The sequence below is a fragment of the Gordonia sp. McavH-238-E genome (assembly GCF_022348225.1).
Lineage (GTDB): Bacteria > Actinomycetota > Actinomycetes > Mycobacteriales > Mycobacteriaceae > Gordonia > Gordonia terrae.
Map to the genome: position 1 here is coordinate 237368 of NZ_JAKRFE010000001.1, position 26928 is coordinate 264295.

8 protein-coding genes are annotated in these 26928 nt (G+C 62.2%); 5 read left to right on the top strand and 3 right to left on the bottom strand.

Annotated features, from left to right (window positions below):
* From MHN80_RS01045 to MHN80_RS01060, 4 genes are all read left to right on the top strand, one after another.
* Positions 1–4737 carry an Eco57I restriction-modification methylase domain-containing protein gene (locus MHN80_RS01045; RefSeq protein ID WP_239398830.1) on the top strand — a complete coding sequence of 1579 codons (4737 nt, stop codon included), beginning with the start codon at positions 1–3 and terminating at the stop codon, positions 4735–4737.
* On the top strand, positions 4734–10997 hold the full coding sequence (locus MHN80_RS01050; protein ID WP_239398832.1) for a DEAD/DEAH box helicase: 6264 nt from the start codon (positions 4734–4736) through the stop codon (positions 10995–10997). The genes MHN80_RS01045 and MHN80_RS01050 overlap by 4 nt, the downstream gene beginning before the upstream one ends.
* Positions 10994–13156 (top strand): UvrD-helicase domain-containing protein, encoded by a 2163-nt coding sequence (locus tag MHN80_RS01055; RefSeq protein ID WP_239398834.1) that lies wholly within the window; start codon positions 10994–10996, stop codon positions 13154–13156. Before MHN80_RS01050 ends, MHN80_RS01055 begins: the two co-directional genes overlap by 4 nt.
* Positions 13157–13425: 269 nt before the next feature.
* Positions 13426–15198, top strand: coding sequence for an ATP-dependent helicase (locus tag MHN80_RS01060; RefSeq protein WP_239398836.1), 1773 nt, complete (start codon positions 13426–13428; stop codon positions 15196–15198).
* 3 nt (positions 15199–15201) lie between these two features.
* On the opposite strand, the gene MHN80_RS01065 is transcribed toward MHN80_RS01060, so the two are convergent.
* On the bottom strand, positions 15202–17544 hold the full coding sequence (locus MHN80_RS01065; protein WP_239398838.1) for a DUF262 domain-containing protein: 2343 nt from the start codon (positions 17542–17544) through the stop codon (positions 15202–15204).
* An 81-nt stretch (positions 17545–17625) separates the two neighbouring features.
* Between MHN80_RS01065 and MHN80_RS01070 the strand changes: the two genes are divergently transcribed.
* Positions 17626–20475 carry a DEAD/DEAH box helicase gene (locus tag MHN80_RS01070; RefSeq protein ID WP_239399268.1) on the top strand — a complete coding sequence of 950 codons (2850 nt, stop codon included), beginning with the start codon at positions 17626–17628 and terminating at the stop codon, positions 20473–20475.
* Positions 20476–20496: 21 nt separating this feature from the next.
* On the opposite strand, the gene MHN80_RS01075 is transcribed toward MHN80_RS01070, so the two are convergent.
* Together MHN80_RS01075 and MHN80_RS01080 are read right to left on the bottom strand one after the other, a co-directional pair.
* Entirely contained in the window at positions 20497–25311 is a 4815-nt protein-coding gene (locus MHN80_RS01075; RefSeq protein WP_239399270.1) for a DEAD/DEAH box helicase, read from the bottom strand.
* 190 nt (positions 25312–25501) lie between these two features.
* Positions 25502–26614, bottom strand: a complete 1113-nt coding sequence (locus MHN80_RS01080; RefSeq protein ID WP_239398840.1) for a DNA cytosine methyltransferase — start codon at positions 26612–26614, stop codon at positions 25502–25504.
* Between the last annotated feature and the right edge of the window lie 314 nt (positions 26615–26928).

Below are 26928 nucleotides of genomic sequence, written 5' to 3' on the forward strand. Positions count from 1 at the left end.
ATGTTTGACTCGATCCAAAACGTCAACGACTTCCTCTCTGAGCATTGGCTCGCCGAGGTGTTCCCCGCCAAGCTCAAGGAGCATTCGCGACGGTGGAAGGAACTCGCGGACCGGGACAAGAAGACCCCGCTGCGTGGCCTCACCTCGCTTTCGGGCCGGTATCTGACCGCCCTTGGCGACCTGCCGTCGCCGGCATCGGCCGACTATGTCCGCAGGGTGACCGAACTGCACATCGAACTCTTGACCGCCGTCGGATTCGAGGCAGTCCCGACAGTCCTCGAGACCGCGCAAGCCGAGACCACGATCGATGTGCCGTTGCTGGGGCGCTTTGCCAGCGCAACCAGTACCGATGCCCTGCACATCCTGCAGGCCGTCCCGGTCGAAAGTACCGACGGACTCTTTGGCGGGGACGCGGAGCTGATCGAACCTCTCCGTGTGCACGTCAGCAGCGAGAGAACCGATCCGGTGGACTCGGTCACCGACGCGATCACTCAACTCTTCGTCACCGACGACCCGCCACGCTATCTGCTGGTCATTGCTGGGGGCACGCTACTCCTCACCGACGTCGCGCGCTGGGCGGAAGGACGTTATCTGGCATTTGACTTGGCGACCGCTCTCGATCGACGGGACGAGAAGGCGGCGGGCGAACTCGCCTACCACGCAGGACTGTGGTCGTCGGACGCGTTGTTGCCCGATGAGGACGGAAAGACCGAGCTAGATCACTACACGGAGGATTCGGAGAAGCACGCTGTCGGCGTGAGCGAAGATCTTCGCGAGGGACTTCGCATCTCGATCGAGAAGATCGCCAACGAGGTCCTCACCCGCCGGCGTGAGGCAGGCCTGTCGGTGGACGGGATTCCGGAACTACCCCGTGACCTCACGACGCAGTCACTTCGGTTTCTCTACCGAATCCTGTTTCTGCTCTTTGCCGAAGCACGACCAGAGCTGGGTGTGTTGCCGGTCGGGACCCCTGAGTACGAGTCGGGTTACGGCCTGGATCGGTTGCGCGAGCTCGTCCAGGTGCCCCTGACGGGACGATCCGCCGATGGGCACCATCTCCATGAGTCCCTCGATCGGCTCTTCCGCCTGGTGAACACGGGCCATAACCCGGGTAGGGAAGACACCGACGCGATGGTGTTCGAGCCGCTGCGCTCGGACCTGTTCGATCCGCAGAAGACCCCGCTGATTGATGGCGAGGGTATGCGCCTCAGCAATCGCGTATTGCAAGAGGTGCTGAACCTACTACTCCTCTCTAAGCCTTCCAAGAGGAAGAACCGGCAGCGCGGATACATCTCGTACGCGCAACTCGGCATCAACCAGCTCGGGGCTGTATACGAGGGTCTGATGTCGTACTCCGGGTTGATCGCCTCCGACGACGTGGTCGAGGTCGCCAAAGACGGGGACGCCGACAGAGGTTCTTGGCTGGTGCCGTCTACACGATCACACGACTACGACGAGAAGGACATCGTCTGGCGCGAAGATCGCCTGACCGGCCGCAAGGATATCGTCCGACACGCGAAGGGCAGCTTTGTGTTCCGGTTGTCAGGGCGCGACCGGCAGCGAAGCGCCTCGTACTACACGCCGGAGGTTCTGACCAAGTGCGTGGTGAAGTACGCGTTGGCCGAGTTGATCACCGACGAGACCGCCGCGGCGGATATCCTCGAGTACCGGATCTGTGAGCCCGCACTCGGCAGCGGCGCCTTCTTGAACGAGGCCATCAACCAACTGGCGGCCAAGTACCTGAGCCGGCGGCAGGACGAACTGAAACAGCGGATCAAGCCAGAGGCCTATACGACCGAGTTCCAGAAGGTCAAGGCTTACCTTGCGTTACACCGGACCTATGGCGTCGACCTCAACTCGACGGCAGTGGAGTTGGCCGAGGTCTCGTTGTGGCTCAACGTGATGCATTCCGGTCTCCAGGCGCCGTGGTTCGGCCTGCACCTACGGCGTGGCAACTCTTTGATCGGAGCCCGCCGAGCGACATATGACTTCACCTCGCTCGGACGTGCCAAGAAGAACTGGCTCAAGACATCTCCCACGGATCGTCCTCTGGCCGAGGGGGCGATCGGTGACGGCGAGATCCACCACTTCCTGTTGCCGACCGATGGCTGGGCAGCCGTCGCTGACGCCAAGCAGGCCAAGGAGTTGGCACCCGACCAAGCGTCCGCGCTTCGCGAATGGCGAAAGAGTGTCACCAAGAGGCCGAGCGCGAAGCAGCTCGACCGCCTTAAGGCACTGGCCACCCGCGTGGAGCGGCTCTGGTCCTTGGTCCTCAGGCGCCTGGAGATCAGCGAGCAGCAGATCTCGCGTCAGATTGATGTGTGGGGTGCCAACCTTCCTGCAGTAGACGACGCAGTAGACCGGGCTCGGGTCGAAGGAGACCTGCACGATCCGGAGGGGCCTTATGAACGTCTGCGTCTGGCCATGGATGCCTGGTGCGCACTCTGGTTCTGGCCGCTAACGGGATCGGTAGAGGATTCCGGCGAAGGCCCCCCGGAACCACCCAATCTCGACGAATGGATCGTTACTCTCGAAGAATTACTCGGTGCGGCGGGAGTCAAGAAGGTCGACAAGGACCAGACGTCTTTTCAAGATCTCGCAGAGGGCTTCGATGAGCTCGCCCTGATCGATGATCAGGATCGGGAGTTCTCGGGGATGCGCTCGATCCCTGATCTACTGATGCGCCACCGATGGCTGGGAATAGCTCGGACGATCGGGCAGGAACAGGGGTTCTTCCACTGGGAATTGGACTTTGCGTCGGTGTTCAAACGCGGCGGATTCGATCTTCAGGTAGGCAATCCGCCTTGGGTGCGGCCATCGTGGAAGGACGACGTTACACTCGCCGAGTTCGAGCCTTCGTTCGCCTTGCAGGAGAAGATCCCAACGACTGAATTCAGCACACGCCGGCGCTCGATTCTCGAACAGGCTCCAGCCCTCGGCCGGTATCTGGGAGACCTCTCCGGCTGGGCGGGGACAGTCGAACACCTGGGATCGGCGGTTGAGCATCCTAGGCTGGTCGGTCTAAAGGTAAACCTTTACACCAACTTCATGGAACAGGTTTGGTGGAACGCGGGTGTAGGTGGCGTGGCCGGTCTGATCCACCCAGAAGGCCATTTCGTTGATCCCAAGGCGGGCCGCCTCAGGGCGGAGGCGTTCAAATGGCAGGTAAAATACTTCAATTTCATCGAGGCGAATCGTTGGTTTGACGGAGTCGAAAGTCCTTCGCAGGCGTTTGGCCTCCATTTCTATCAGAAATCGGCGCGAGAAAGCGTCGGATTCGATATGGTGACGAACCTACAGTCGGTAGATACGTTGAACGGAAGCTACGCTACCCAAGAATATTCAGGCGAAATTCCGGGGATCTCGTACGCTTGGGGCGAGCGCGATCTTCGTCCACATAGTTCCAGGGTTTTACGTATCGATTTATCGGTACTCCAGCAGTGCGCCGAGCTATTCGACCCTGTCGGCACGTCGGCGGCCGAAGCGCGCCTGTTTCGTCCCCTAACGAAGGAGCATTTAGAGATTCTCTCTATTCTGTCTACTCAGCCAACGAGGCTGGCAGACCTCGGATATAGGTGGACGCTAGTTTGGGATGAAAAGAAGGCAAAGAATGATCGCCGCATAGAGTGGCGCACGCAGTACCCGGCCTCGTGGTCCGAAGTCATTTACCAGGGGCCGCACTTTACGGTGGCCACGCCATTCGCCAAAGAGCCGAATGAGTTTTGCCAGAGCAAGAACGACTACACAGCTTGGAATCTTGAAGCGCTGCCACAATCTGTTATTCCTCGCACCAACTATCAACGCGCCTGCAGCCGGGATAAGTACGATGCAGGAATTCCTCGATGGGATGGGATGTTGGCGACTGATTACTGGCGAATTGCGTGGCGACGGCGTGTGGATTCTTCGACGTATAGGACTTTTGAGGCTGCTCTAGTCCCCCCTGGATTAGCGCATGTGGATACCGTGCACTCCTGCACGGTATGCGCCTCCCCGACCCCTTCTAGTGGCGGTAGTCTGTCTGTTCAGCCAAAGGACATGCTCAATACCGTGCTCGTTGCGGGCTTGTGGGCTTCGATTCCGTTCGATTACCTCGTAAAGGTCAGTGGTAAGGCCGACGTGCACGCGGACCTGATCGATCGTCTCCCAGCTCCTGTTGACAACCCTGCTTGGCCGTACCTGCTCCAACGCACACTGCGCCTGAACTGCCTCACCCGCGACTATGCGCCATTGTGGGAGGGCCAGTACCTCAAGCGTTTCGCGGATGATGCTTGGACTCCGTCTTTTGCGCCTTGTCTCACCGGTCCCGGCATGCTCGCGGTTTGTGAACGGAGCTGGAGTATGCGTACTCCGCTTCGGACCGATTTTGAGCGAAGAGCCGCGCTTGTGGAGATTGACGCTCTTGCGGCGCTGATGCTTGGACTCACTGCGGATCACCTCGGGTTGATGTTCAGGGCGCAGTTTCCGACTCTTCGCAAGTACGAGTACGAGATGTACTTCGATGCCAACGGACGAAGGATCGCCAAGGATCATCACGCGCACGGTGTCCGACAGCGAAAGGACGACTACAAATTATTGCAGGCGTGGATGATCGGCGACGACTGCGGTGACCTTCTCGATCGTTACACCCCTTTCGCTCCCGACGCGGAACACGACGAACCTTGGTTCTACAAGCCTGACCGTGAGGCGGAGATGCGTGCTGCATACGCGGAATTCGAACATAGGCTGGCCGCCACGTGACGAGCCCCCAACCGACCTTCCCCTCGCTGCTGGCTCGGGAGACACGTGACTCGATCATCGAGTACCTGTCCACAACCTTCGCGTTGTCCGATCCGGCGACCCAGCGCTCATTGAGAGCGTTCCTGGCGGATCCGCAGACGGGGATCTTTCGTGGCCCGTACCTGAAAATCCGGACGCCCTACCAATCCGTCGGCCAAGGATGGGTGTCGCCATTGGAGTGGCTACCCAGCGGGTTTCGTCCGTTCCAGCATCAGGCCGAGGCGTTTCAGCGACTATCGACCAACGGAAAGCCGGCGCAGCCGACAATCGTCACGACCGGTACGGGGTCGGGGAAAACGGAGTCGTTCCTGCTTCCGCTCCTCGACCACGCTCAGCGTGCCTCCGCTCGGGGAGAGGAGGGCATCAAGGCGATCGTCCTGTACCCGATGAATGCTCTCGTCACGGACCAGGCCCGCAGGCTGGCCGAGTACATCCACGACGACCCGAGACTGAAGGACGTCACCGCGGGCGTGTACATCGGCGGAGAAGGCAAGCGTCGTCAGTCCAGCCGCTACGCGTTGACTGATCATCGCGACACGTTGAGGCAGACGCCTCCAGACATCCTCATGACCAACTACCGCATGCTTGACCTCCTGCTACTGCGCTCGGCCGACACTCCGTTGTGGTCGAACGCCGCAACATCGTTGCAGTATCTGGTCCTGGACGAGTTCCACACCTACGACGGCGCTCAGGGCACCGACGTCGCGATGCTCATCCGCCGGCTCGGAGCAAAGATCAATGTGGCGGGAGAGGCGGGACCGCTGGGACGTGTTACGCCGGTCGCGACATCGGCGACGCTGGGCGGCGGGTCGCGGACCACCGAGTTGCGTGAGTTCGCCGAGACAGTCTTCGGAACTCCGTTCGAACCAGAAGCCTTGGTCACAGAGTTTGCACTCGCCGCGTCCGATGTCGTGCGAGATGTGGACTTCGCTCTGGAGATCCCGACGGTCGACGACATCCTCCGCACCCCGATCCCTCGATCGTCCGAACCGGACACCTGGGCACCTCTGGCCGCCGCGATCCTCGGCACCGGCGGTAGAAGCTCAGGACAATCAGCCCTTACCGACCCGGTCGAGATCGGCAAAGGCCTTCAGCGGCACTTCCTCACCCGGGTCGTGATCGACGTACTCGGTGGCAATCCTCGGTCGATCTCGGACGCCGTGACGGAGGTGGCACAGGCAGGCGTTCTCCCGTGGGGTGTGCACAATTCGACACATCCCGGCGAGGTCCAAGAAGCACTGCTTCGTTTCCTCGCACTGCTGTCGGTGGCCCGATTGCGGGACGACTCTGGAAGAATCGGCCCGCTGGTCAACGTCCAAGTACAGCTGTGGGTTCGAGAAGTCAGCCGAATGATGCGGGGCGTCGCAGCCGAGCCCGAATTTCACTGGTGGCACGACGGACCGGGGGAGGGGCCACGTCAACTTCCTGCGGCATTCTGCCGGGTGTGCGGACGAGCCGGCTGGATGGCCGCGACCAGCGAGCTCGGCGACAGCCTGTCAGGGGAGGCAACCACGGTGTGGCGTAACAGTGCGCGCCCACACACACGCGCAAAGACCCGCGCGGTGCTCGTCGCCGACTCCGGGGAGGACGGTGCACATCACCTCGATGCGGAGACGCTGGAGATTTCCACCACGGCCGGGCCGGCGACCATTCCGGTCCTGATCTCCACCGACGATGAGGATGCGTCGAACGAAGTGTGCCCGTCTTGCGGCGCTCGAAATGCCATCCGCTACATGGGCTCCAGTGTCGCCACGCTCCTGAGCGTCGGGTTGACCACCGAGTTCGGGTCGAATGTACTGGCCGACGACGAGAAGAAGACCCTGGTCTTCACGGACTCCGTGCAGGACGCCGCACACCGCGCGGCCTTCATCGAAGGACGCGCCTTCGCGTTCAACTTCCGGTCAGCTCTGTTCCGCGCGGTGGGCGGCAAGCAAACAGACCTTCCCTCGGCGACCGAGCGTCTGGCTACCGGTACATCGACCGGCGACCTGTACTCAATAGCCCCGCCGGACTTCGTCCGCCGCCTGGCTGCCGATGCCGACTGGCTCGACCACGATTCTGGCGGGCGACTTCGCGGGTTGCTCACGACACGGTTGGCCTTCCAGAGCCAACTCGAGGTCGGCCTGGGCGCGCGGACAGGGCGCACTCTCGAGCTCACCGCAGCGTTGTCGGTCGACATCGACGTCGATCTGACGGACTTCGCCACACGCGCCCGTGAGACACATCAAAACCTGCCGCAGCTGAGCCTCCTCGAGGCCAAGTCGCCAGCACTTTACGAGGTCTGGATGCTCGGGCTTCTCGATCATCTGAGGGTCAACGGTGGGATCGTTCACCCATGGCTCGCTACCTACATCAATGAGGAAGGGAAACGGTGGTCCATCTGGGGCGGAAGCCCGGACGGTATGCCGAAGTTCCCTCGCGGGCGTCCTGCGCCGTCGTTCTACACCACAGGGGCCGCGGGCGACACAGACTTCCAATCCCTTTCTCCGAAAGGCGAATCCTGGTTGACGGACTGGACCAGACGCTGTCTGGAGGTCGCCCCGGGAGAAGCGAGAGCTTTGCTTGTCGATGTGGTGGAGCAACTTGCCGCCGCTGACGGTCCACTCGAACGACGGACCGGTGAACGGGGTTCTCAGATCTACGGGTTGCGGTCGACATCTATCCTGCTCGACCCGGACGACGTGGCGCGGCTCGACTGTCCCGTCTGTCACCACGTGCAACCGTCGTCGGGATCTCGTACCCATCTTTGGGAAGACGCTCCGTGCCCGCGGATGAGATGCGTTGGCCGACTGACGATCCGAGAGGTCGAACCGTCGAACTTCTACCGCAGCATGTACCGCAGTGGTCGGATCAGGCGGATTGTGAGCGCCGAACACACCGGTCTGCTCAGTCGCGCCGACCGGGAGGAGGTCGAGACGCGCTTCAAGATCGGTGGTTCTGCGTCCGACCCGAACATCCTCGCCTGCACCCCGACCCTCGAACTGGGTATCGACATCGGCGATCTCAGCACTGTTGCTCTGGCGTCGTTGCCGCGATCCACCGCGAACTACCTTCAGCGTGTCGGGCGTGCCGGGCGCTCGACCGGCAACGCATTCGTCATGGCCGCCGTCCCCACATCGCCTCGTGATCTCTACTTCTTCGCCGAACCCGAGCACCTGATCGCCGGCGAGGTCCTCCCGCCGGGCGCGTACCTGGATGCCACAGAGCTACTTCAACGTCAGTATTTGGCCTTCTGCCTCGACCGCCTGTCGGGTGGCATCGGCCGGATCCCGCAGCCCATGCCGACGAGACTCTCCGAGTGCCTGGAGAACGGTATGACGGAGGGGCAATGGCTTCGTTCGGTGGTCGACTGGTGCATCACGAATGCTCCAGATCTCACAGACGAGTTCCTGGCGCTCTTCGGCGCGCGTCTCGGTGACGAGTCAAGCGCGGGACTCAGGCACTTTGCATCCGATGGCATTCGCGAAGTGGTGGCCATCGCAGCCGCACGATGGGAGCAGGAGAGCGTCGAGATCCGAACTCGTCTCAACGAACTGGCGGCCACCATCGATCAGATCGACAAGCATGGGCATCTCGACGAAAAGGAGCAGGAGGACCGGAAGCGCTGTGCGGGAGAGTTCAAGGCACTGAGCGATCAGCGTTACGAGCGTGGAAAGCTCGAGACATTGACCGGACTGTCCGGCGTGGGACTGCTGCCCAACTACAACCTCCTGGACGACTCGACCACGCTGGACGTGCACCTGTGGTGGACGACGGGAACCACACCGGGTGGACGACCTCAGACAGAAGCACTGGACCTCAGCTACCAGCGGGGTAGCTCAACTGCCCTCACCGAACTGGCTCCGGGCGCCTACTTCTATGCGGGCGGCAAACGGGTGGAGATCGACGCAGTCGACATCGGACCGTCGTCACGTCCGCACTGGCGGGCGACGCGTCTATGCCCTGCTTGCGGCTGGGGGGCCACCGATCCCGCGCCAGTTGCATCCTGCCCGCGATGCCATTCGTCGGCGGTCGCCGATTCGGGTTCCGTGCATGACGTCCTCGAACTGCGCAAGGTCTCGGCCGTCCACCGACTCGACGACGTGCTCATCGACGAAGACGCCGAAGACCGGACACGCACCTTCTTCGGGACCATCACCGGAGTCGACATCGAACCCGCGGACATCGGCAGGGCATGGTGTCTGAAAGAGAAGGCTTTCGGGGCGGAATACGCCCGAACCGCGCTCGTCCGATCGATCAACACCGGATTCGGGGACGCTCCTGGAGAGGAACTCTCGATCGCCGGCGAGAAGCGCAACGCGCCGGGCTTCATGACCTGCGCACATTGTGGCGTTGTCGCCAAGCGGGCGTCGGCCTTGGACGAGGTTCGGCACAGGGGTTTCTGTGCCACCCGCCGCGGCACCGATCCGAAGTGGTCGCGTCTGCTCCTTGCGCATGAATTGCGGACCCAGGCGGTTCGGCTGCTGCTGCCGGTCTCGTTGCTGCATTTCGAGGGAACGTTGACCTCGTTCAAGGGCGCGCTTCTGCTCGGGCTCCGCAAGGACTTCGGGGGAGACCCGCAGCACCTGTCGGTGGTCGCGTCGAGTATGTCCGACACGTCCGGCGCTGTGCGACGCTTCCTCGTCCTGCATGACACCGTGCCCGGTGGCACCGGGTACCTCGACCGATTCGGTGAACCAGAACGCTTGCGACACATCCTCACCCTGGCGCGCGACGCGCTGGCGGCATGCCCATGCCGAACCGAAGAACGAGCGGCGTGCCATCGGTGCCTGTATGGAGTGCTCTCACCTCGCGAGATGCCGAATGCGACCCGGGATAACGCTTTACAGCTGATCGAGGAGTTCCTGTCGGCCTGGGATGTCGAGACCATCGACTCCGTGACGGGAGTCGACATCGGCTCCGTCCAGCTCAGCGAGCTCGAGATCAGGTTCCGGGAGGCACTGAAGGCACACCTCGAGCACCATGACGGTGCATCCTTCGAGGTGTCCATGGGGACACGAGGGCAAGAGCTCGACATCCGGTTGCCCGGACCGGACGGCCAGGTGCGTCGCTGGCGCATGCGCCCGCTGGTCCAGGTCAAGGAACTCGGCACGGCGACCGAACCCGACTTCCTCCTCACCCGCGTCGATGCGCAAACCGCCGACGTGGCGATCTATCTGGACGGCAAGCAGTTTCACGCGAGCGTGGAGCACAATCGCACCGCCGATGATGCGGTGAAGCGGGATGCGCTTCGGCGCGCGGACAATCGCGTCTGGTCGATCAGTTGGGATGACGTTTCGGCGTTCGAGAGCACCTCGGCCAAGGTCACGACCACCGAGATGCTGCATCAGCACGTGAAGAACGCGGCGGCCGAGATGGTGACAGATGCGCGCGTGCGGCACATGTGGGCCAATCCCATTGACTTCCTCGTGGAGTATCTCTGCGACCCGGACGCGGATGTCTGGGGTGAAGGGGCCGCCGCGACCGTTCTCGCTCTTGTCGCACCCTCCCCTCGGCACGGCGACACTGTGCCACTACACACGGACGGATCCCGACTCGGTGACATGCTGGCCTCGCTCGCGGGCGGAGCCGCAACGTCTGGGGACGGTGGCTCCGTCATGGTGGTGCCGCGTTTCGGCTGGAGCGGCCTGCCGGTGTGGGTATGCGCCGACCCCTCCGATTTCGAGGCCACACTGGGAGTGCTCACCGTCCTCGACGACTCCGACAACGAGGTCGGCGGTCCGGTCCATGAGACGCGGTGGCGCGACTGGTTGAGGTGGTCGAATGTCCTCCAGTTCGTCGACACTCCCCGGTTCGGCGCAGTCATGCCTCGACGCATGGCGGCGATCTGGACGAACCGAACCATCGGTGAGTTCCTGGCTCAGCCCATTCCCTTGGCGGATAGAGCCGGAGACCGGGTAGACATCGCTTTCGAGATGTCCGCGGAATGGCAACTCGTCGACAAGTACACGGATCCGGTCCTGGCCGAGCTCATCCGGACGCTCGCGAAGAACGGTGTCGAAGCACCGGAACCCGGGTTCGAGGTCGGGCCCGTCGACTCGGTGTGGCAGGTGGAGTTGGCATGGGAAGACGACCTGGTGGCGGTCGTTGTCGACTCCGAACCAGAGCGTGACGTATGGCTGGAGAAGAGTGGTTGGACGGTCGCGCGGCTCCGTGGTGACAACGACGCGCAAGAACTCGCGACGCAGATCGACGCAGCGATCTCAAAGGGGGCACGATGACGAACACCCAGGTTCTGATGCATCAGCAGTTCGAGGACTCCTACGACCGACTGGACGGCAGTATCCGCAATCGGGTCCTGAACTTCATGGTGCGACTCCAACGAGAACCCGACTCGCCCGGCCTCGATCTCAAGCATCCGCAGGGCGCACCCAGCTACGTACGTACGGCACGGGTGACCGACAACTATCGCGCCGTTCTCGTCACGTCTGGGTCGGCCGGCGACACCGAGCTGTTGTCGCTGATTGCAGTCAAGAAGCACGACGATGCCTACACGTTCGCCAACTCACTGCGTCTCGAAGTCAATGCGAAGACGGGCGCCGCAGAGCTGTATCAACCGCTCGCGCTGCAGACGGCGCTCGACAACGCCGACATCGCGACCTCGACCGAGTCGAGACCGTATCTGCCGAGCACCGTTCGGCAACTGGACCTGGAACGGTTCGGGGTGGCGTCGGAGGTCGCTGAGCGTCTGACCAAGGTCACTGGGGAGGATGCCTTTCTTTCCATCGCCGGAGCGCTTCCGGCCACTCAGGGCAGCGCCGTCCTCGACCTGGCATTCGGAAAGAGCCCCGACGAGGTCTGGCGTGATTACGGCATCGACGAGACCGGACCGATCGATGTGGACGACGTCGAGAAGGCTCTTCAGCGGCCGATATCGAGGCTCAATTTCACGGCTGCGGCCGCCGACAACGAGGACGAACTACGGGCGGTTCTGGAAGGCGATTTCGCGAAATGGCGTGTGTGGCTTCACCCGCTTCAGCGGAAGCTTGCCTACCACGACGGGTGGAACGGCCCGTTCCGCGTGACCGGGGGTGCAGGTACGGGAAAGACCGTGACCGCCGTCCATCGCGCCCGCCATCTCGCCGAACGACTGGAAAAGGCGGAGTCGACGTCGAAGGTACTGCTGACGACTTTCACCAAGAACCTGGCCAAGGCGATCGAAGCGCAGGTCGTCGAGCTCGCCGGGCCACCCATCCTCAAGAAAGTCGACGTGCAGAATGTTGACTCCCTGGCGCGATCAGTCGTTGCCGCGACCGATTCTGGGCGCGGTTTGGTGCACGGATCGACGTTCGTCCACGACACCGATCGTCGGGTAATCGACCTCTGGAAAGGCGCCGCCCAGGTCTCCTCGGGTGACTGGGACGCGGCCTTCTTGGCGGACGAATGGTCGTTGGTCGTGCTCGGCAACGCAATTCAAGAGGAGAAGGACTATCTGCGGGTTCCGCGCAGCGGCCGCTCGCAAAGGCTGAGCCGGCTCCAGCGGGCCGATGTCTGGCTGGCGGTAGAGCAGTTCCGGAGGCTCATGCGCGCTGAAGGTCTGATCACATTCACCGAGTTGGCCGCTCGGGCCGCGGCCGCGCTCGACTCGGATACGAACCTACGGAACATGTTTGGGTACCGGCATGCGGTGGTTGATGAGGCGCAGGATCTTCACCCTGCCCATTGGAAGATGCTGCGGGCCCTCATCGCCCCCGACACCGACGATCTGTTCATCGTCGGTGACGCGCATCAGCGAATCTATGGACGGCCCACACCCCTGTCGCGGTACGGAGTCGAGACCCGCGGAAGGTCGCGCCGGTTGACGATCAACTACCGTACGAGTCGGGAGATCTTGCGGTGGACACTGAAAGTGGCTGACCCGCAAGTAGACGATCTCGACAACGACGCCGAGACGCTCGACGGCGCACGGTCGGTGTTCGGCGGCCCAGAGCCGGAGACTCTCGCCTTCGCCGGCGTCACCGACGAGAACGACGGAATCGTGAGTGTCATCAAGCGCTGGAATGCCGACGGGATGAAGCCCGCAGGCATCGCAGTCTTCGCTTACGAGACACGCCATGTCGAGGACATCGCGCAAGCGCTTCGCGAGGCCGGCGTCGACAATGCCGTCGTAGGGGCGGATACACGCGAGGAGAAGCTGGGCGACGTGGTCCGCGTGATGACCATGCATCGTGCGAAGGGGCTGGAATTTCGCGGCGTCATCCTCGCCCGAACCGGTGCTACGGAGTTTCCACCGAAATATGTCGCCCGGTTGAAGGGTGAGGCGCGCGAGCGGGAGACAAAGAAGCTGCGCAGTGTCCTGTACGTCGCGGGCTCGCGAGCAAGGGAGCGGATGGCAATCATCTGTACTGGATCGCCCTCGGAGATGCTGCGGTCGCCCTGAGGTATCACGGAACGAAAGGGCCGGATGACTCTCCCGGGGCGCTGCGTCTGCTACCGGGCCGACGAGAGACTCAGCGGCAGTTCGAGCGTCACGACGGGGTGATTGACGGTTCGTCGCAACCGCGTGCCCCCGGCGTCGAACTCGAGCTCAAGCGCAACCGCTGTGTCCTGTATGTTGCGGATTCATGAACGCGTCTACCGATGGGCATCGTTACGTTGGACGCTCCTCGTCGATGCCGGCGTAACCATATAAGATAGGGACAGGTAGGCATGGATTTCGAACTCGATGAGTCCCAACGAGCAGTTGCCGAGGCACCGGCCGATTCGCGCCTGCTCGTGATCGCAGGTGCAGGACAAGGTAAGACCGAGGTCGTGGCCTCCCGCATAGCCCATCTCGTCGACGAAGAGGATCTGTCGGCTTCCACCGGGATCATGGTGCTCAGCTTCTCAAGAGCTGCCGTCCAGGCTGTTCGAACACGGCTCGCCGGCCGTGACATCGCGACAACCAACGTCCGCACCTTCGATTCGCTCGCGGCGTACCTGATCTCACAGACCGGCGTCGAACCTGTCGGCTCTTTTGACCATCGCGTGCGCCAGGCGACGAAACAGCTCGAGTCTGACACCGACGAACTCGATGAACTGGACGACGTCGAACACGTGATCCTCGACGAGGTTCAGGACCTCGTGGGGGACCGCGCCGAGATGGTGCTCGCACTGCTGACGCGTCTCGAGGAGTCGGTCGGCTTCACTTGCCTGGGTGATCCGCTGCAGGGAATCTACGACTTCACGCTCGAGGATTCCCACAGCAAACGGACGTCGTCCGAGTTCATGGCCGAACTGACCGGGAAGTTCGGGGCGAGCGTCGTCGAGTTGGAGAAGAGTTATCGTGCGCGAGGGGACTTTCCACGTGCAGTCGTCGACCTCGGCCACGCCGTCCGTGACAAGGGTCGGGACGATGCGGCTGAATCGGTGACGAAGTTCGAGTACACCCTTCCTCACTCGGGTGAGGTGAAGGACTGGGGGTTCTTGAATGACCCTGACACCGGGCGGACGGCGGTCCTGTGTGCCACCAACGGCGAGGTGCTCCGCGTATCCCGCTTCCTGACCAATCAAGGCGTCGACCACGTGGTTCGCAGGCCTGCACAGGATTTCGGCGCGGCTCCGTGGATTGCGAGGGTACTCGAGGGGATGGCAGGTCCAGAGGTCGCTCGCTCCGATGTCGAGGCTGCGATCGAGGCACACCTGGACCCTGATCTGCAGGACGAAGCGTGGTACCTGCTCAAGGCCGCGGAGGGACGGAACCGAACCATGCAACAGCTCAACCTTCCTCGGCTTCGTACGTTGGTATCGTCCGGTTCACTACCCCTGACGCTGACCGAACCCGATCACGCACGGATCATCGTGTCGACGGTTCACCGTGCCAAAGGGTTGGAGTTCGACAGGGTGTACTTCGCACATCCCAACGGCCCTGCCGCTGACATGACCGAGTGGTCGGTGATACGTCAGCGTTACGTCGCTTTGAGCCGTGCGCGCGACGAGGTCGCGGTGATCGACGTCCCCGGCCAGTGGACATGGTTCGAGTCGCGGGACAACCGTCAGCGCGAACGCAAGAAGAGTAAGCAAGGCAACAAATATACGTTCGCGATCGAGTTCGGACCTCGCGATGTACGTGATACTTCACCGGCTCCCAATGACGTAGAACGGCAGAGAGAGATGCAACGCGAGCTGACCAGGGTTCGACCCGGCGAGCTCATCACCGGGGTCTATGACTCTCTGTCACGCGACGGCATGCCCATTTTTGTGTTAAGCACCGCAAACAGCGCCGAATTGGGCTGGACCAGCGACAGATTCGGGGCTGCCCTTGACTACGAGTTCGGGTACCGCTTCGAGGACGGCTGGGACGGCGTCACGATCGAAGGACTCCGCTTGGTATCGGTGGAGTCTGCCGCTTGCGATCCGCATTTGACGGACGCGGCCGGCCTCGGTCCGTCGGGCTTCTGGTTGGTTCCGAGAGTGCTCGGACTCGTGACTCCCGAGCGCTGACCGCTACTCCGCGGATTCACGCTCCCGACGGAACCGCTCACGAATCTGTTCCAGCGTCTCCCCGGTACGTTCCAACCGCCAGTCTCGCCAGCCGTTTCTGCTTGAACCTGTCAGGTCGGACAAGGCGGAAGAGGGACTGGCGTAATGTCTTCCGCCGGTGAGGAACTGCCCTGCCCTCGTGATCTTCGCGGTGAAAGACGTTCCTTTGCGGGGCTGCTCGTGGTAGACGTGGTCACCTTCAGTGATGAGGCCCGCACGCATCAGTTCGCTGATGGACTCGCTGTGGACCGTGCGGGTCCGCGCTGTCTGCTGATGATCGATGCCCTGGGACTGCGCGGACGTCGGCGTTTCGCTGACAGTGTCGTCGTCGGCTTCCTCCATCGCGGTCGACATCGCGGAGCGCACTTTCTCGATGTAAAGGGTGCCGGCGATCTCGCGGAAGGCGAAACCGTCTGACGGTGACTGGGTCAGTGTTTCGAGCGATGACCTGCCATCGGTGTCGACGACCTCAATTCGATCCTCCAATCGCGAGACGGAACCCACGGGGAGGTCGGCGAAGAAACCCTCGATCTCGGACCAGACATCGCTCATCCAGTCCGAGTCGCCCTGGGCAGAGTCCTGTCGGTAGGTCTCGGGCGCGTCACCGGAAGGAACAACCGAATCTGGGTGGGGCCAGGTGCGGATGAAGCCTGTCGCCAGCTCGGACCCCCGCACGCTGATGGGAACGTCCGAGAGGGTCTCGGGGAGTGACTGATTCAGTTGGAGGTCGGTCGACTCGAGAATGCGGCGACGAGATTCCCAGTTGTGGGCTCTGCCCAGTTCGCGCGAGATCGCCGAAGGAACAAGCGTCAGATTGCCGAGCGACGGTCGATGAATGTCGTCCACGTCGTCATCTGCCGTCGCGAGTAAGGCGGACACCACGTCCGACCTGGTGATGTCCCTGTGTCCGGCGGCCAACCCTCGCTCGCACCCACGGAGCACAAGTTGAACCCGGGTGCGGGTCAGATTCTTGAAGATCGGTGCGGACACAAGCGCTTCGCGGATCTCGGCATCTGTTGGCCAGCGGCCCGACTCCGAAGTGTTCGCTTGGAAGAAATCCCGAACGGCCTCACCGTACGCACCTTGTGTGTTGTGTAAAACCCTTAGGAGGTCGAGAAGCATCCGATTGTAGTTCTTGCTTGTCGACCGGAGTACCGCGCGACGAACCAACCAGGACTCGATATATCCGAATGCTTGGACCCGGTCGTCGACGTGCGCGTTGCGGTCGAGGTAGAGGACGACGGGAGCGAGAACGGTCGTGTCCAGGGCATCGGCGGTTTCGAGGAGCCGATCGTGAACGTCGGTCCCGGAGCGGTCGACGATGGTCCTGTAGGTCTCGCTGCACTCGGCGATATCCGCAAGCACTTCGATGAGTTCGTCGCGACCCATCGTCGACGTCAGACGTTTGAACCGGTTGAAGAGCCCCGTGGTGGTGACTTCTTCGCCAGTCCTCATCGTCAGGTAGTGGCCAAAGAATGCGTCCAGGCGCGACCGGATGATGCGGCCCTGACGAACGTCCTCCTGCCAGAAGGTGGTTTCGAGGCGGCGCCAGTGGTCATCGAATGCCTGCTCGACATCGACGCCGGCGCGCTCCAGCAGCTGGAACAGGGAATTCTTGACCAAATCGCTCGGCAAGAGGGGAGTTCCGCGGTCGTTCAGGCTCTCGAAGATGACCTGCGCATTGTCGTTGCCGGTCAACTCGATAGAAACTAGTTGAAGACCTGTCCGGAGGGCGTCGACCAGCGATTTGATTCTGGCGTGATCCGAATCCGCCTCGCCCAGCCAAGCGAGCGTTTCGTCGAAGAAATACTCGTACGCGTCACGGAGTCGAGAGTCGTCGCCGTCGCCCGTGTCCTTGTGGTCCACGATCGCGGTGAACGCCTCCCGGTCACGCAGGGTAGGCCACACCTTGTAGGGCGCGAACTTCTCGCTCGAGAGCTGATCTTCATTCACCGTCAGCTTGTTGATGGCGCTGGCGAACTTTCGGGGGATACCCGCGGTCTCGAAGGCATCCCGAACTGCGCACAAAGCGATCTGAAGCGTGGTGATCCGCTGCTGTCCATCGATCACCTGCATAACGCTGATATCGGCCGAGTCCTTCTCGGTGGAATCGAGCACCACTGCACCGAGGAAGTGGGGTTCGGCCGACGGATTCCGAGATAGCGTGTCAGCCATCGCGACGACATCGGCCCACAGGGGTTCCCAGTTCTTGGTCCTCGTCCAGACGTACGGACGCTGGAACACAGGGACAACCAAGCACTGCTCGCCCTCGAAGAGTTCGCGGACCAGCTTCGCCTCGGCCTTCATGTGGATGACTCCGTAGGTGTTGGTAGATCTATTGGTTGAGAGTCAAACTAGCGGACCACGGCAGTAAGGGGGCAAGTGACCATGCAGACACTCTGCGATTCGATCCGTGGCGAGATGTCTCGCATCGGACCATTGACTTCGGTCGAGCTCGCCGACCGCCTCTCGGTGTCGGTCACCGAGGTTCAAGGAGCGCTGCTGGGCCACGACGCAGTCTTCGCGCCTCCGATCGACGGCGCCGAGGCATGGGCCCTGGTTTCGGCCGAGCAGCTGGCAGAACGACTCGGTATGAGCCGACCCCTGCGTCCCTGGCAGATCGAGGCACTCCAGAAGTGGATCGGTTCGGGCCGAGTTGGCGTGGTCGAGGCAGTCACCGGTGCAGGCAAGACGGATGTGGGTATCGCAGCCATTGCGGATGCGCGTCGCCGCGGCGTCCCGACGCTCATCCTCGTCCCAGATCGCGAACTCGTTGATCACTGGCGCCGCATACTCGAGAAGTCATTGCCGGGGATCAAGGTCGGCACGCCCGACGGCTCCAAGGCGTTGGCCGTGCCGGAGCAGCTCATCGTCTGCACCCCGACAGGACTCGGCAAGCGCCGGTTGACGGCATTTCGCGGAGCGGGACTACTGATCGTCGACGAGCTGCAACGCATACCCGTGGCGGACTACACCGACGTGGTTTTCCCCCGAACCGAGATCACCGAGCGACTCGGGCTGACCGCGGCATACGAGTGGTCCAATTCTCATACGGAGCGGATAGTCCGTCCGTACCTCGGGGACCTCATCAAGGGTTGCGACTATCAGCGCGCAGTCGAAGAGGGCATTCTCGCCCGGCCGTTGATTCTCACGGTCGGGGTCAGCTTCCTGCAGCACGAGCGCGAAGCCTACGAAGCGTGCTCCCAGCGCCTCTCAGCCGCCGAACGGAAGCTCCGCGACACCGGCGTCGACCTGAGCGCCGGATTGTATGACACCGCACGTCAGATCGATTCCGGCGCGTTGGTGGGCGAGATCAGCTTTCTCGCCAGAGAGTATCTCGACGCGCTTGCCGCCCGTCGTCGCGTACTCGACGAGTGCGCTTCCAAGGTCAGTGCTGTCGGGAGCCTGGTGCGCGGCCTCGGCGATGCGACGCGGACGATCGTTTTCACTCCATCCGACACCGCCTCCCTCGGAGTCGTAGACGCCGTTCTGCCATCGGGTGTCTCAGCCGCACCGATCGCCTCGAATCACGACGTTTCGTCAGTCTTGGGGCGGTTCACGAGCGGTGCGGTTTCTCTGCTGGCGACGAATCGGTTGATGGACGAAGGTGTATCAGTACCGACGGCACAAGTCGGCGTGGTGCTGGCGTCCGCGCGCTCTCGAGCCCAAATGCTCCAGCGAATGGGACGTGTCATCCACCCGACAGACTGGGTCGGCCGCACGGCATTCGTTCTCGTCTACGTCAACGCCACAGTCGAAGATCCCGACCTCGGGGGCCTGGAGGGCCACGCCACGGACTTGATGGCCATCGCCGCCAAGCATCTCGATGTGGGAGCGGGTGACGCTGTCCGGCATCTGACTTCTTGGCTGGCCGTCGACTCGCCGACGCAGGAACCACGTGAGGAGCCTGCCCAGGTCGACACGGACGTGGTCGTATCCGACGAGTGGGACCCGGAGGACGCGATCCTCGACATAGTGGATGAGTACCACGGACTGCTCACGTGGGATGAACTGCGAGAGGTTCTGCCTGACCTCGAGGTAGAACAAACACTCATGAATGGCGTAGACGCCATCAACTGGATGAGGATCGGTCGGTGTCTTCTCGGCATGGGTGGGCGTCGGTTCACAGAAGCAGACAAACGGATAGCGGCGCTCGGTCACCTTGCGAATCTCTTGGAAGCACGCGAAACGCAGCCCGTCGCAGTCTCGGACATCGCAGCCACAGTCGAGGCCGTCGCCAGAGAGTTCAGATTCATCCCCCATCAACGACTGCAAGATGTGTGGGAAAACCTCGGCGGCGAAGTGACCGGGCCAGAGGTGGATCGATCCTCCGCGGTCCCGGAGCCCGCAGGCCGTGACGGCTCCGACGATGCGCACGGCGAATCACTGGGAGTCGACACCGAGGCGATCCCGCGGGCCACTGAGACGGGACGGGCAGGGCCGGCGATCCAGTCCGTCATCCACGAGCTCGAGGCACACGGAGCCACAGCGCAGCTACCGACCGGCCGCCCTTCTGGCGTCCTACATGTTGTCGGGCCCGACGGGGTGCAACGAACCGTTCGGGTGCACAGCGGAATCGCGGGCAGCTGGCGGGTCAGCCAAGCAGACGCAAAGCTCACAACAGGCGACGGTGTCGATGCAATTGTCTTCACCGACCGGGGAGCCACACCCCCCGCGTTCTACATCGCTCCGGTGACTCCCTACGTCAAGCGCGTGCGAGCCGTGATCGACGCGTGGGTGAAGTCTCATCCACGAGACAACCGGTCCGGCCATGTGAACATCGAGAAGTGGGTGGTTCAGGACGGGTTGGATCGGTGGGATCTGCTGTGGCCGAAGCAGAAACCTTCCCCCAGGACCTCGCAGGGGAAGCCTGGTGCAGAACGATTGGACATCGAGTTCCAGAGGGAGCCCGAACCGATAACGCGACCCTCCGATATCCAGTACTCACCCGAGGGCGAAGTCCGAGTGATCCTGGTTCACGAGAACGCAAGGGTCGTCGGATTCTTCGATCCGCGAACTTCGCGTCTCCGGATCGCCGCGGCTCCAGGAGCAGCAAAATTGGCCGGTAGGGAATTCCGAAATCCCGCTATCGCCGCCGGAACAGTGATGTCGGCACTGTCCGGGCGCACCATGTTCGGCGTGGGGTTTGACAACTGGATAGTAGATGAGAACACCCAAGAGACCTTGGCAGGCTATGTCGATGACGAGCTTCGCATGAGTGTGTCCGCCGGCACTTGATCGCCGGCGGACACACTCTGCTCAAGAAACGTCGCTCGACCAGAGATGCTCGAAGTCGTTGAAGATGAGCTTTCGATCGAAGTTCGTGACGTTGTCCGCGACATCGAGGATCAGAACTTCCTCTTTGCCGCCGTTCTTCGCACCGCGCAGACCTCGACCCACCATCTGCTGATACATGTTGCGGCTGTACACGGGTCGGGCGATCACGACGGCACGCGTTGCGGGGGCGTCGAATCCCTGCGAGAGCACGCCGAAGTTGGTGATGACCCGAATCGTTCCTTTGCGAAACTCGTCGATGCTCCTGCGCCGGTCGGCAATTGGCGTCGTGCCGTCGATGGCGAAGGACCTGATACCCCTGTCGTTGAGGCCGGCCGACAGGACCTTGGCGTGGTCGACAGAGGTGGCAAAAACGAGCACCGGCCAGTCCTGCGGCATCTCGGAGATCTCGTCGAGCAGCTTCGAGTTTCGTGCTTCGTCGGCGGCCAACCGTCGTTCGGCGCTTCGTGGGAGTACGCCGTCGATGTTCATCCGAGCCAGGTCATTCAACTCGGACTTGCTGAGAGTCAGCTCGGCGCCAGGTAGCTCTCGGTGTTGAACTCGCGAGAGAATACCCAACTCTTGAAGCCGGGCGACAGGATTGTCTCCTAGAATTTCCTCGTCGAGCCGCTGGTGTCCAAATCGTCCGGCCAACCGTTGGGTCAGGTTCTCATCGTTGCGGAATGGTGTAGCGGTGAGACCGATGAGATTTCGCTCGGTCTTGCTCCTCGTCAGTCCCAGCTGTTCGAGGATGCCGGTGTATTCCTTGGAAATCGCCACGTGCGCTTCATCGACGATCACCAATGAAGCTCGTCGAAGCCACTCGTACTCGCCTGTGCCCAAGCATGACGCGAGTTTTGCGTCAGTAGCCACAACCAGATGTGGTCGACCGGTCACCGGTGTCGCCGAGTTGGTGTTCCACAACCGATCCAGCACCAGGTTCTGTCCCGGGCCGACGTGCTCCCATACGAAGCGCCACGACTGAACAGCTTGTTCACAGAGTTCGCCTGTTTGGGCGATCCAAAGCACGGGGCCCGACGGGACGCCGAATTGTCGGATCCACCGGATGACGGCTTCGGCTGCCACACGGGTCTTTCCTGCGCCGGTCGGGAGACTGAGCATGGCGCGCTGGGGTTTGGGAGCCGACAGGAAGTCGACGAAGCGACGAGCAATCACGTCTTGATACTCGTGCAGCGCCGGGAAATCGACGGGGCCTCGTGCCTCCTCCCGCTGTGGCGGGGAAGGAATCCGTGCTCCCGCAAACGAATCGGGGAAGCCGAGGCCTGTGACGAACTCGAGAGCCTTCGCACCACCATCAAAACGGCCGGGGGCGTTCTGGTATTCGGCACCGACGTCTGCCGAGTACTGACGCAGAACTCCGTCATCGAAGGCGTTGTAGGCCAGTTCCGCCAAGCGGGCGTGCGTGATATTTAGACCTGACTGGCTGATCTCGCGGGCGATCAGTCCGCCGGGAAGCCCGGCCTGTAGCTGCTTGGCGCTCAGCAGGAGCGCCAGCTTGCCCGCGATCGACTCTTCGTCGCGAATTGCCGCAAGTCGAGCGCGGAACTCCTGGGACTTGACAAGATCTGCGTAGTGAACGAGTAGCTTCTCGCAGCGATGGCGCCCCAGTCCGAAGCCCAGTTCGGCATCAACCACGGCCATCTGTTCAGGGAGTGCGAGCCCGACATGAACCAGGACGGTGTCCCCATCCCGGGCAGACTTCAGCGGCTGCCGCGTGGTCCCCGACGGCGTGCGAGTGACCTCTTCGAGTTCTTCGCACTCCTGCAGACGGAATGCGCGGATGGCGCGTTCGCCGGGATTGGTCTTGAAGGCCGGCAGTGCATCGCCGAGGGCGACGGCAGGACGTGCGAGCACAGACCTGACTTCTTTCTCGATGACGTCTTCGTAGCGGAGCATCTCCCACACATCGAGCATGAACTCGGCTTCGGCTTCGTCTTGCTTCCGGTCCACAAGCACCACCGGTTGCTGCTGGCGAACGAGCTCATCGAACTCGTTCCGATTCAGTGCAACCGCGACTTCCTGATCAGTGCGGATCTCCCAGTTGGATCCGACTCGGCAACGCACGCCCGGCTCCTCGCTGAGCAGGTCGTCTGCCACGCGGAGCAGCAGCGCATAGGAACGTCCGATGAAGTCGTCATCGGTGCTCTCTTTGACCCGCTCCAGGAGAGCAGCCCACTGCTGAGAGGGAACCTCCTCAGCCTTCGACCGTAGTTTGAGTCGATTGGACAGTGTGGGTGTCAGCCTGGCGACAGGTAGGAACTCCTCGAAAGCCTTCAGTTCGGGCCCCACTGCCTTGCCGGTCCTACGCAGTCCAAGGCTTGTGTCGACAAAGCCATGACGGACATAGAGCCACCGGATCGGGGAGGGGATCTGCGCACGAGTGCTAGCGTTGCGGCCGACCTGACGCGTCCAGTTGGTGACGAGGCCATCAGGCGGGGTTGCCGCGATGAACCGCGCCTTGCCCTCTTCGGACAATCTCGTGAATATCTGAAGGGGGCCTGCCATGGCACCGCCCTCGATCCGTAGGGTCTGCGGCTGCACTCTATGGCTGGTGCCGGGGAGGTTCTCGCAGTATCTCTCGTACTGTGCTTGGCGGTAGTCAGAAAACCACGGCTCACTGGTCGGGTCGTAGTTGCCGATCTCTGGTCGGTCCTTCATGCCGAGGGCCCGCAGCAACGAGACGTCGTCGGCGTGGAACCCGACGTCCACGGTCACATCCGCGTCGCGAGAACCGTCATCTGGGACAACGGGTCCGGGGAGCAGACACTCACATAGTCGAACAAATCGGCCGGCGAGACTCTTCACCCTGAGGACGGATCGGGCGGTAGGGTATTTGCCGAGAATCGTTCTGCTCTGGCCTGCGCCACCGGCGACGCGCACCAGTTCCCAGAACCGGGTCCAATGGGCGTCGGTGTACCCATCAAATCCTTGATCGAGGACGCTGCGGAAGCGGCCGTCAGTGTCCGCCTCCCGGATTCCGAGCAGATCCAGGATTGCCCCCATCGACGGGTCATCTGCGATGGCGTCGGCGATGTACTCGAGATCGTCTTCCAGCACATCGTCAGAGGTCTTGCGGTACACCTGGCCGGATGTCGGGGCAACGAACTCGTTGCGTGAAGTCAACACGATGCGCGCCGACTTGGCACTTTCGATCAGTTCTGCGTCGCCAGAGAAATCGTGCGTGAGTAGTCGGTATAGGACGCGCAAAGCGGCCTTCGATGCTTCTGCAGTTTGGTCCTCGACCAGTGCCTCCAGCCACGAATCGATCGATTCGGGCTGACAACCAGGCGTGGCCTCGAGGATGTGGGCCATCTTGCCGCGACGGATCGCCATAGCGTCGACCGACGGATGAACCCAATTCGACGGTCCGCCTTCGTACTCAGACCAGAGGCTGAGAGTGCCGTGCGAGATCTTCTCAGGCCGAATATGCAGAGATTGTGGTTCTCGCAGTTTGCCGTCCTGATCGGGTAGCGATGGGTTCTTGGACGCCAGTTCCCACACCTTGCCGGTCAGGTACTTGCATGCCCAGTTCGGCGATTCTCTGGTTCGGCCGGGTAGAAGCGCCAGGAATGCCGCCGGGTCCTCATCGACGACCAGATCGGGCAACGATTCGATCACCAGTCGAGCGGCCACATTCAGTAGCTCTCGGTTCAGCTCCGCGCTATCCAGCAGGTTCTGGCGGTCTTCGTTGGTCTTCCACGCCGCATTCAGCGCTCCACTGAGGGTCATCGGGTACTTCGTGGGGAAGTAGGACCAGAACACGCCACGTTCGGCGGGCACAGTCCAGAGCCGGGTATCAGCCGGCTTCTCGACGCGATAGTCAGGGACCGCCCAGGAGACGTCGAGGAGAGCGCGATCGTGTAGTTCACCTGATGTAGAGCGAACCGCGTCGGTGACGCTGTGCTGCATCGTGAAAACCCGGAAACCGTCATCCGTGGGCCTCGACCCGGTTCGCGTCTGGTGGATGATCGTCACCGGGCCGGTGTGCCCGACCTTGAGTTCGCGACGGACGGGCGGCTTGGCGTGCCGATCATCCAGGACGACGGTGCCGGCGTGCGGCGAGAACAGTTGAAAGAGCGTGGGGAACTCCTCAACTGGGCTCACGCCGCCGTTCTTGACCTTGTGCATGCTCTTGGCGAGTTCTTGGGCGGCTCCGGGTAGCAATGGAAGTCGCACCACGGTTGTCGCCCATGCCAGCAGAGAATCCAGAACTTCGTCGGCTACGCGCTCATCTCGGACGTTCAACGGTCTGGCGAGTCGCAGGACCGGAGTGTCTGCCAAGTCCATCTCTTGACGTCCCTGCTCGACCATCGATTTGTTCACCGCGGTCCGGATCTCGTCAGCCGACCAGTCTGCGTCAAAACCGAAAGCGCCGGTCGAGCTGAAGAACTGTGGCGTCTTGGTCACGGATAGAACCGACTTGACTCCGACGCCAAACCGGCCGATCTGTCCTCCGCGCTTCCTCGAGACGCCCATGCGAAGGATCGTCTCGGTACCGGCAGCGGTGATGGGCGAGCCCTCATTGGCGCAGTAGAGATGCGACTTGGTCAGGACCGCTTCGATACGGCCACCGCGGAACTCGAGGTCGCGGAGCTCGTCTGCTGCATTCTGAACCAGCTCGAACAGCTGGCGGTCTCCGTAGCCGCCCTGATGGATCCGTCGCTCGCCATTTGCGTGCTCTTCGATCAGGCCGGGATTGACCTCGTACGTTCGCAGCGCAAGCTGAGTAAGTGCCTCGACTGTCTCGAGGACACTCGCGTTGCCGTTGACGCCCATCATCACCACTCGCTTCTCATTCGTTGTTCCACATGCAGTGATGTGGGCTCAGACCGAATTCTGGTGAGCCCTAAACGATTACTCGATCCCACCGACAACACGTGCTGAGGTCGGTCGGCGGGTGAGCGGGCGTCACGCGCGTTTCGGCATCGTGCCAGATGGGGGCGATAGTCGCCTGCCGTTCGGAACGAATTCAGTCGAGCAGAGTAACGAGCTCGCGACCAGCGGTCCGCCGCTCTACTTGCAGGGCCCCTGTCTTGGAGATCTTCCACGGTGTACGGACAGCAGTATCCAGCTCTTCGTCATCAACCGACCAGTTCAGCGCCGCAGCAAGCACGTGAACAGCCAGGCGGGGCGGTATCGCGTTCCCGATCTGCTGCGCGACGTCGAGTCCGGACCAGGGGTAGTCGGGGGGGAACGTCTGCAGGCGGCCGGCTTCGCGATGGGTGAACCGATTGTCGGGACGTCCGGGAACCTCCAGCCGATTCCTCATCACCTTTCCAGTAATCGTTGCCGATGGCTCGGAGGCGTGCCGTCGCCCGCGGTTGCGCGGATTGCCTCCGCTTCCGTAGTTCGAGATCACGGTGAATGTAGGGTCGCGCTCTAGCGCCTCAGCCATCGACACCCAAGGCTTGAGATCGGGTGAGCCCTGACGTGACGCACCTCTGCGGAAGGCGTGGTGGGTCGGTGCCGGCAGAGCGACTTCCTCGTCATCCAGTCGAGCGACCAACACGGCACGGCGGCGAGTCTGGGGAACCCCGAACTCTTCGGTACGAAGAATGCCGTGGTCGACTCCATAGCCATACCGTTCGAGCACCTTACGAAAGGCAGCCCACACAGGAAGCACCTGCGGCACCTGCTCCAACACGATCGCCTCAAACGGCGCGTCGGCATTCAGCGCTGCGAGCGCCCACCGTATGGGTTCCAGAACAAGGGCGGTGCGTTCATCGTCGAAGATTGACAGGCTCTCTTCGACATCGTCGCCATCAGCCAATTTCTCCACGATGGCGATGACCTCATCGAGTGCCTTCCGTCCGGTACCGGACCCCGCCACGGTGAATGTCTGGCACGGTGGCCCTCCAGCCAGAACGTTGGCGTCATGGAACTTCGCCGGACCGTATGTTCGTACGTCTCCCTGAACCGTGGCCAACTCTGCGGCTGAGCGGGTCGCACACGCGTTGTCGTCCAGCTCGATGCCCAGAACCGGGACCCCGAGCCATGCAGCGCCTACGTCGAGTCCGCCAGGACCAGCAAAGAGGTCGATGATGTAGGGCTGTGCGCTACCCGCGTCCGGTCCCGGTGCCATGGTGCTGATCGTAGCCGGCCGCACGACGAGTGTGGACGGTGTGCCAGCCGTTCAAGCAGAGTGTCGCCTTCACCTGTGGTTTGCGGCTTTAGGCAGGCGGGACGGGCCATACCGGCGCTCGGTTATCAGAGGTTCCCATGGGTTGGCATTTCCTATCGGATCGGCCACTTGACTCCGACGTAAGCTGCGAATCTGGTGCTATCGGCGTCGAGCGTCAGATCGCGGCCTCGACTCCGTAAATCTGCGTCGACCCGAGTACTCGCCGCGCCGGGGAGCAGTGGCGATCGTGTCTCACGCAAAGCACACTGCCGCAC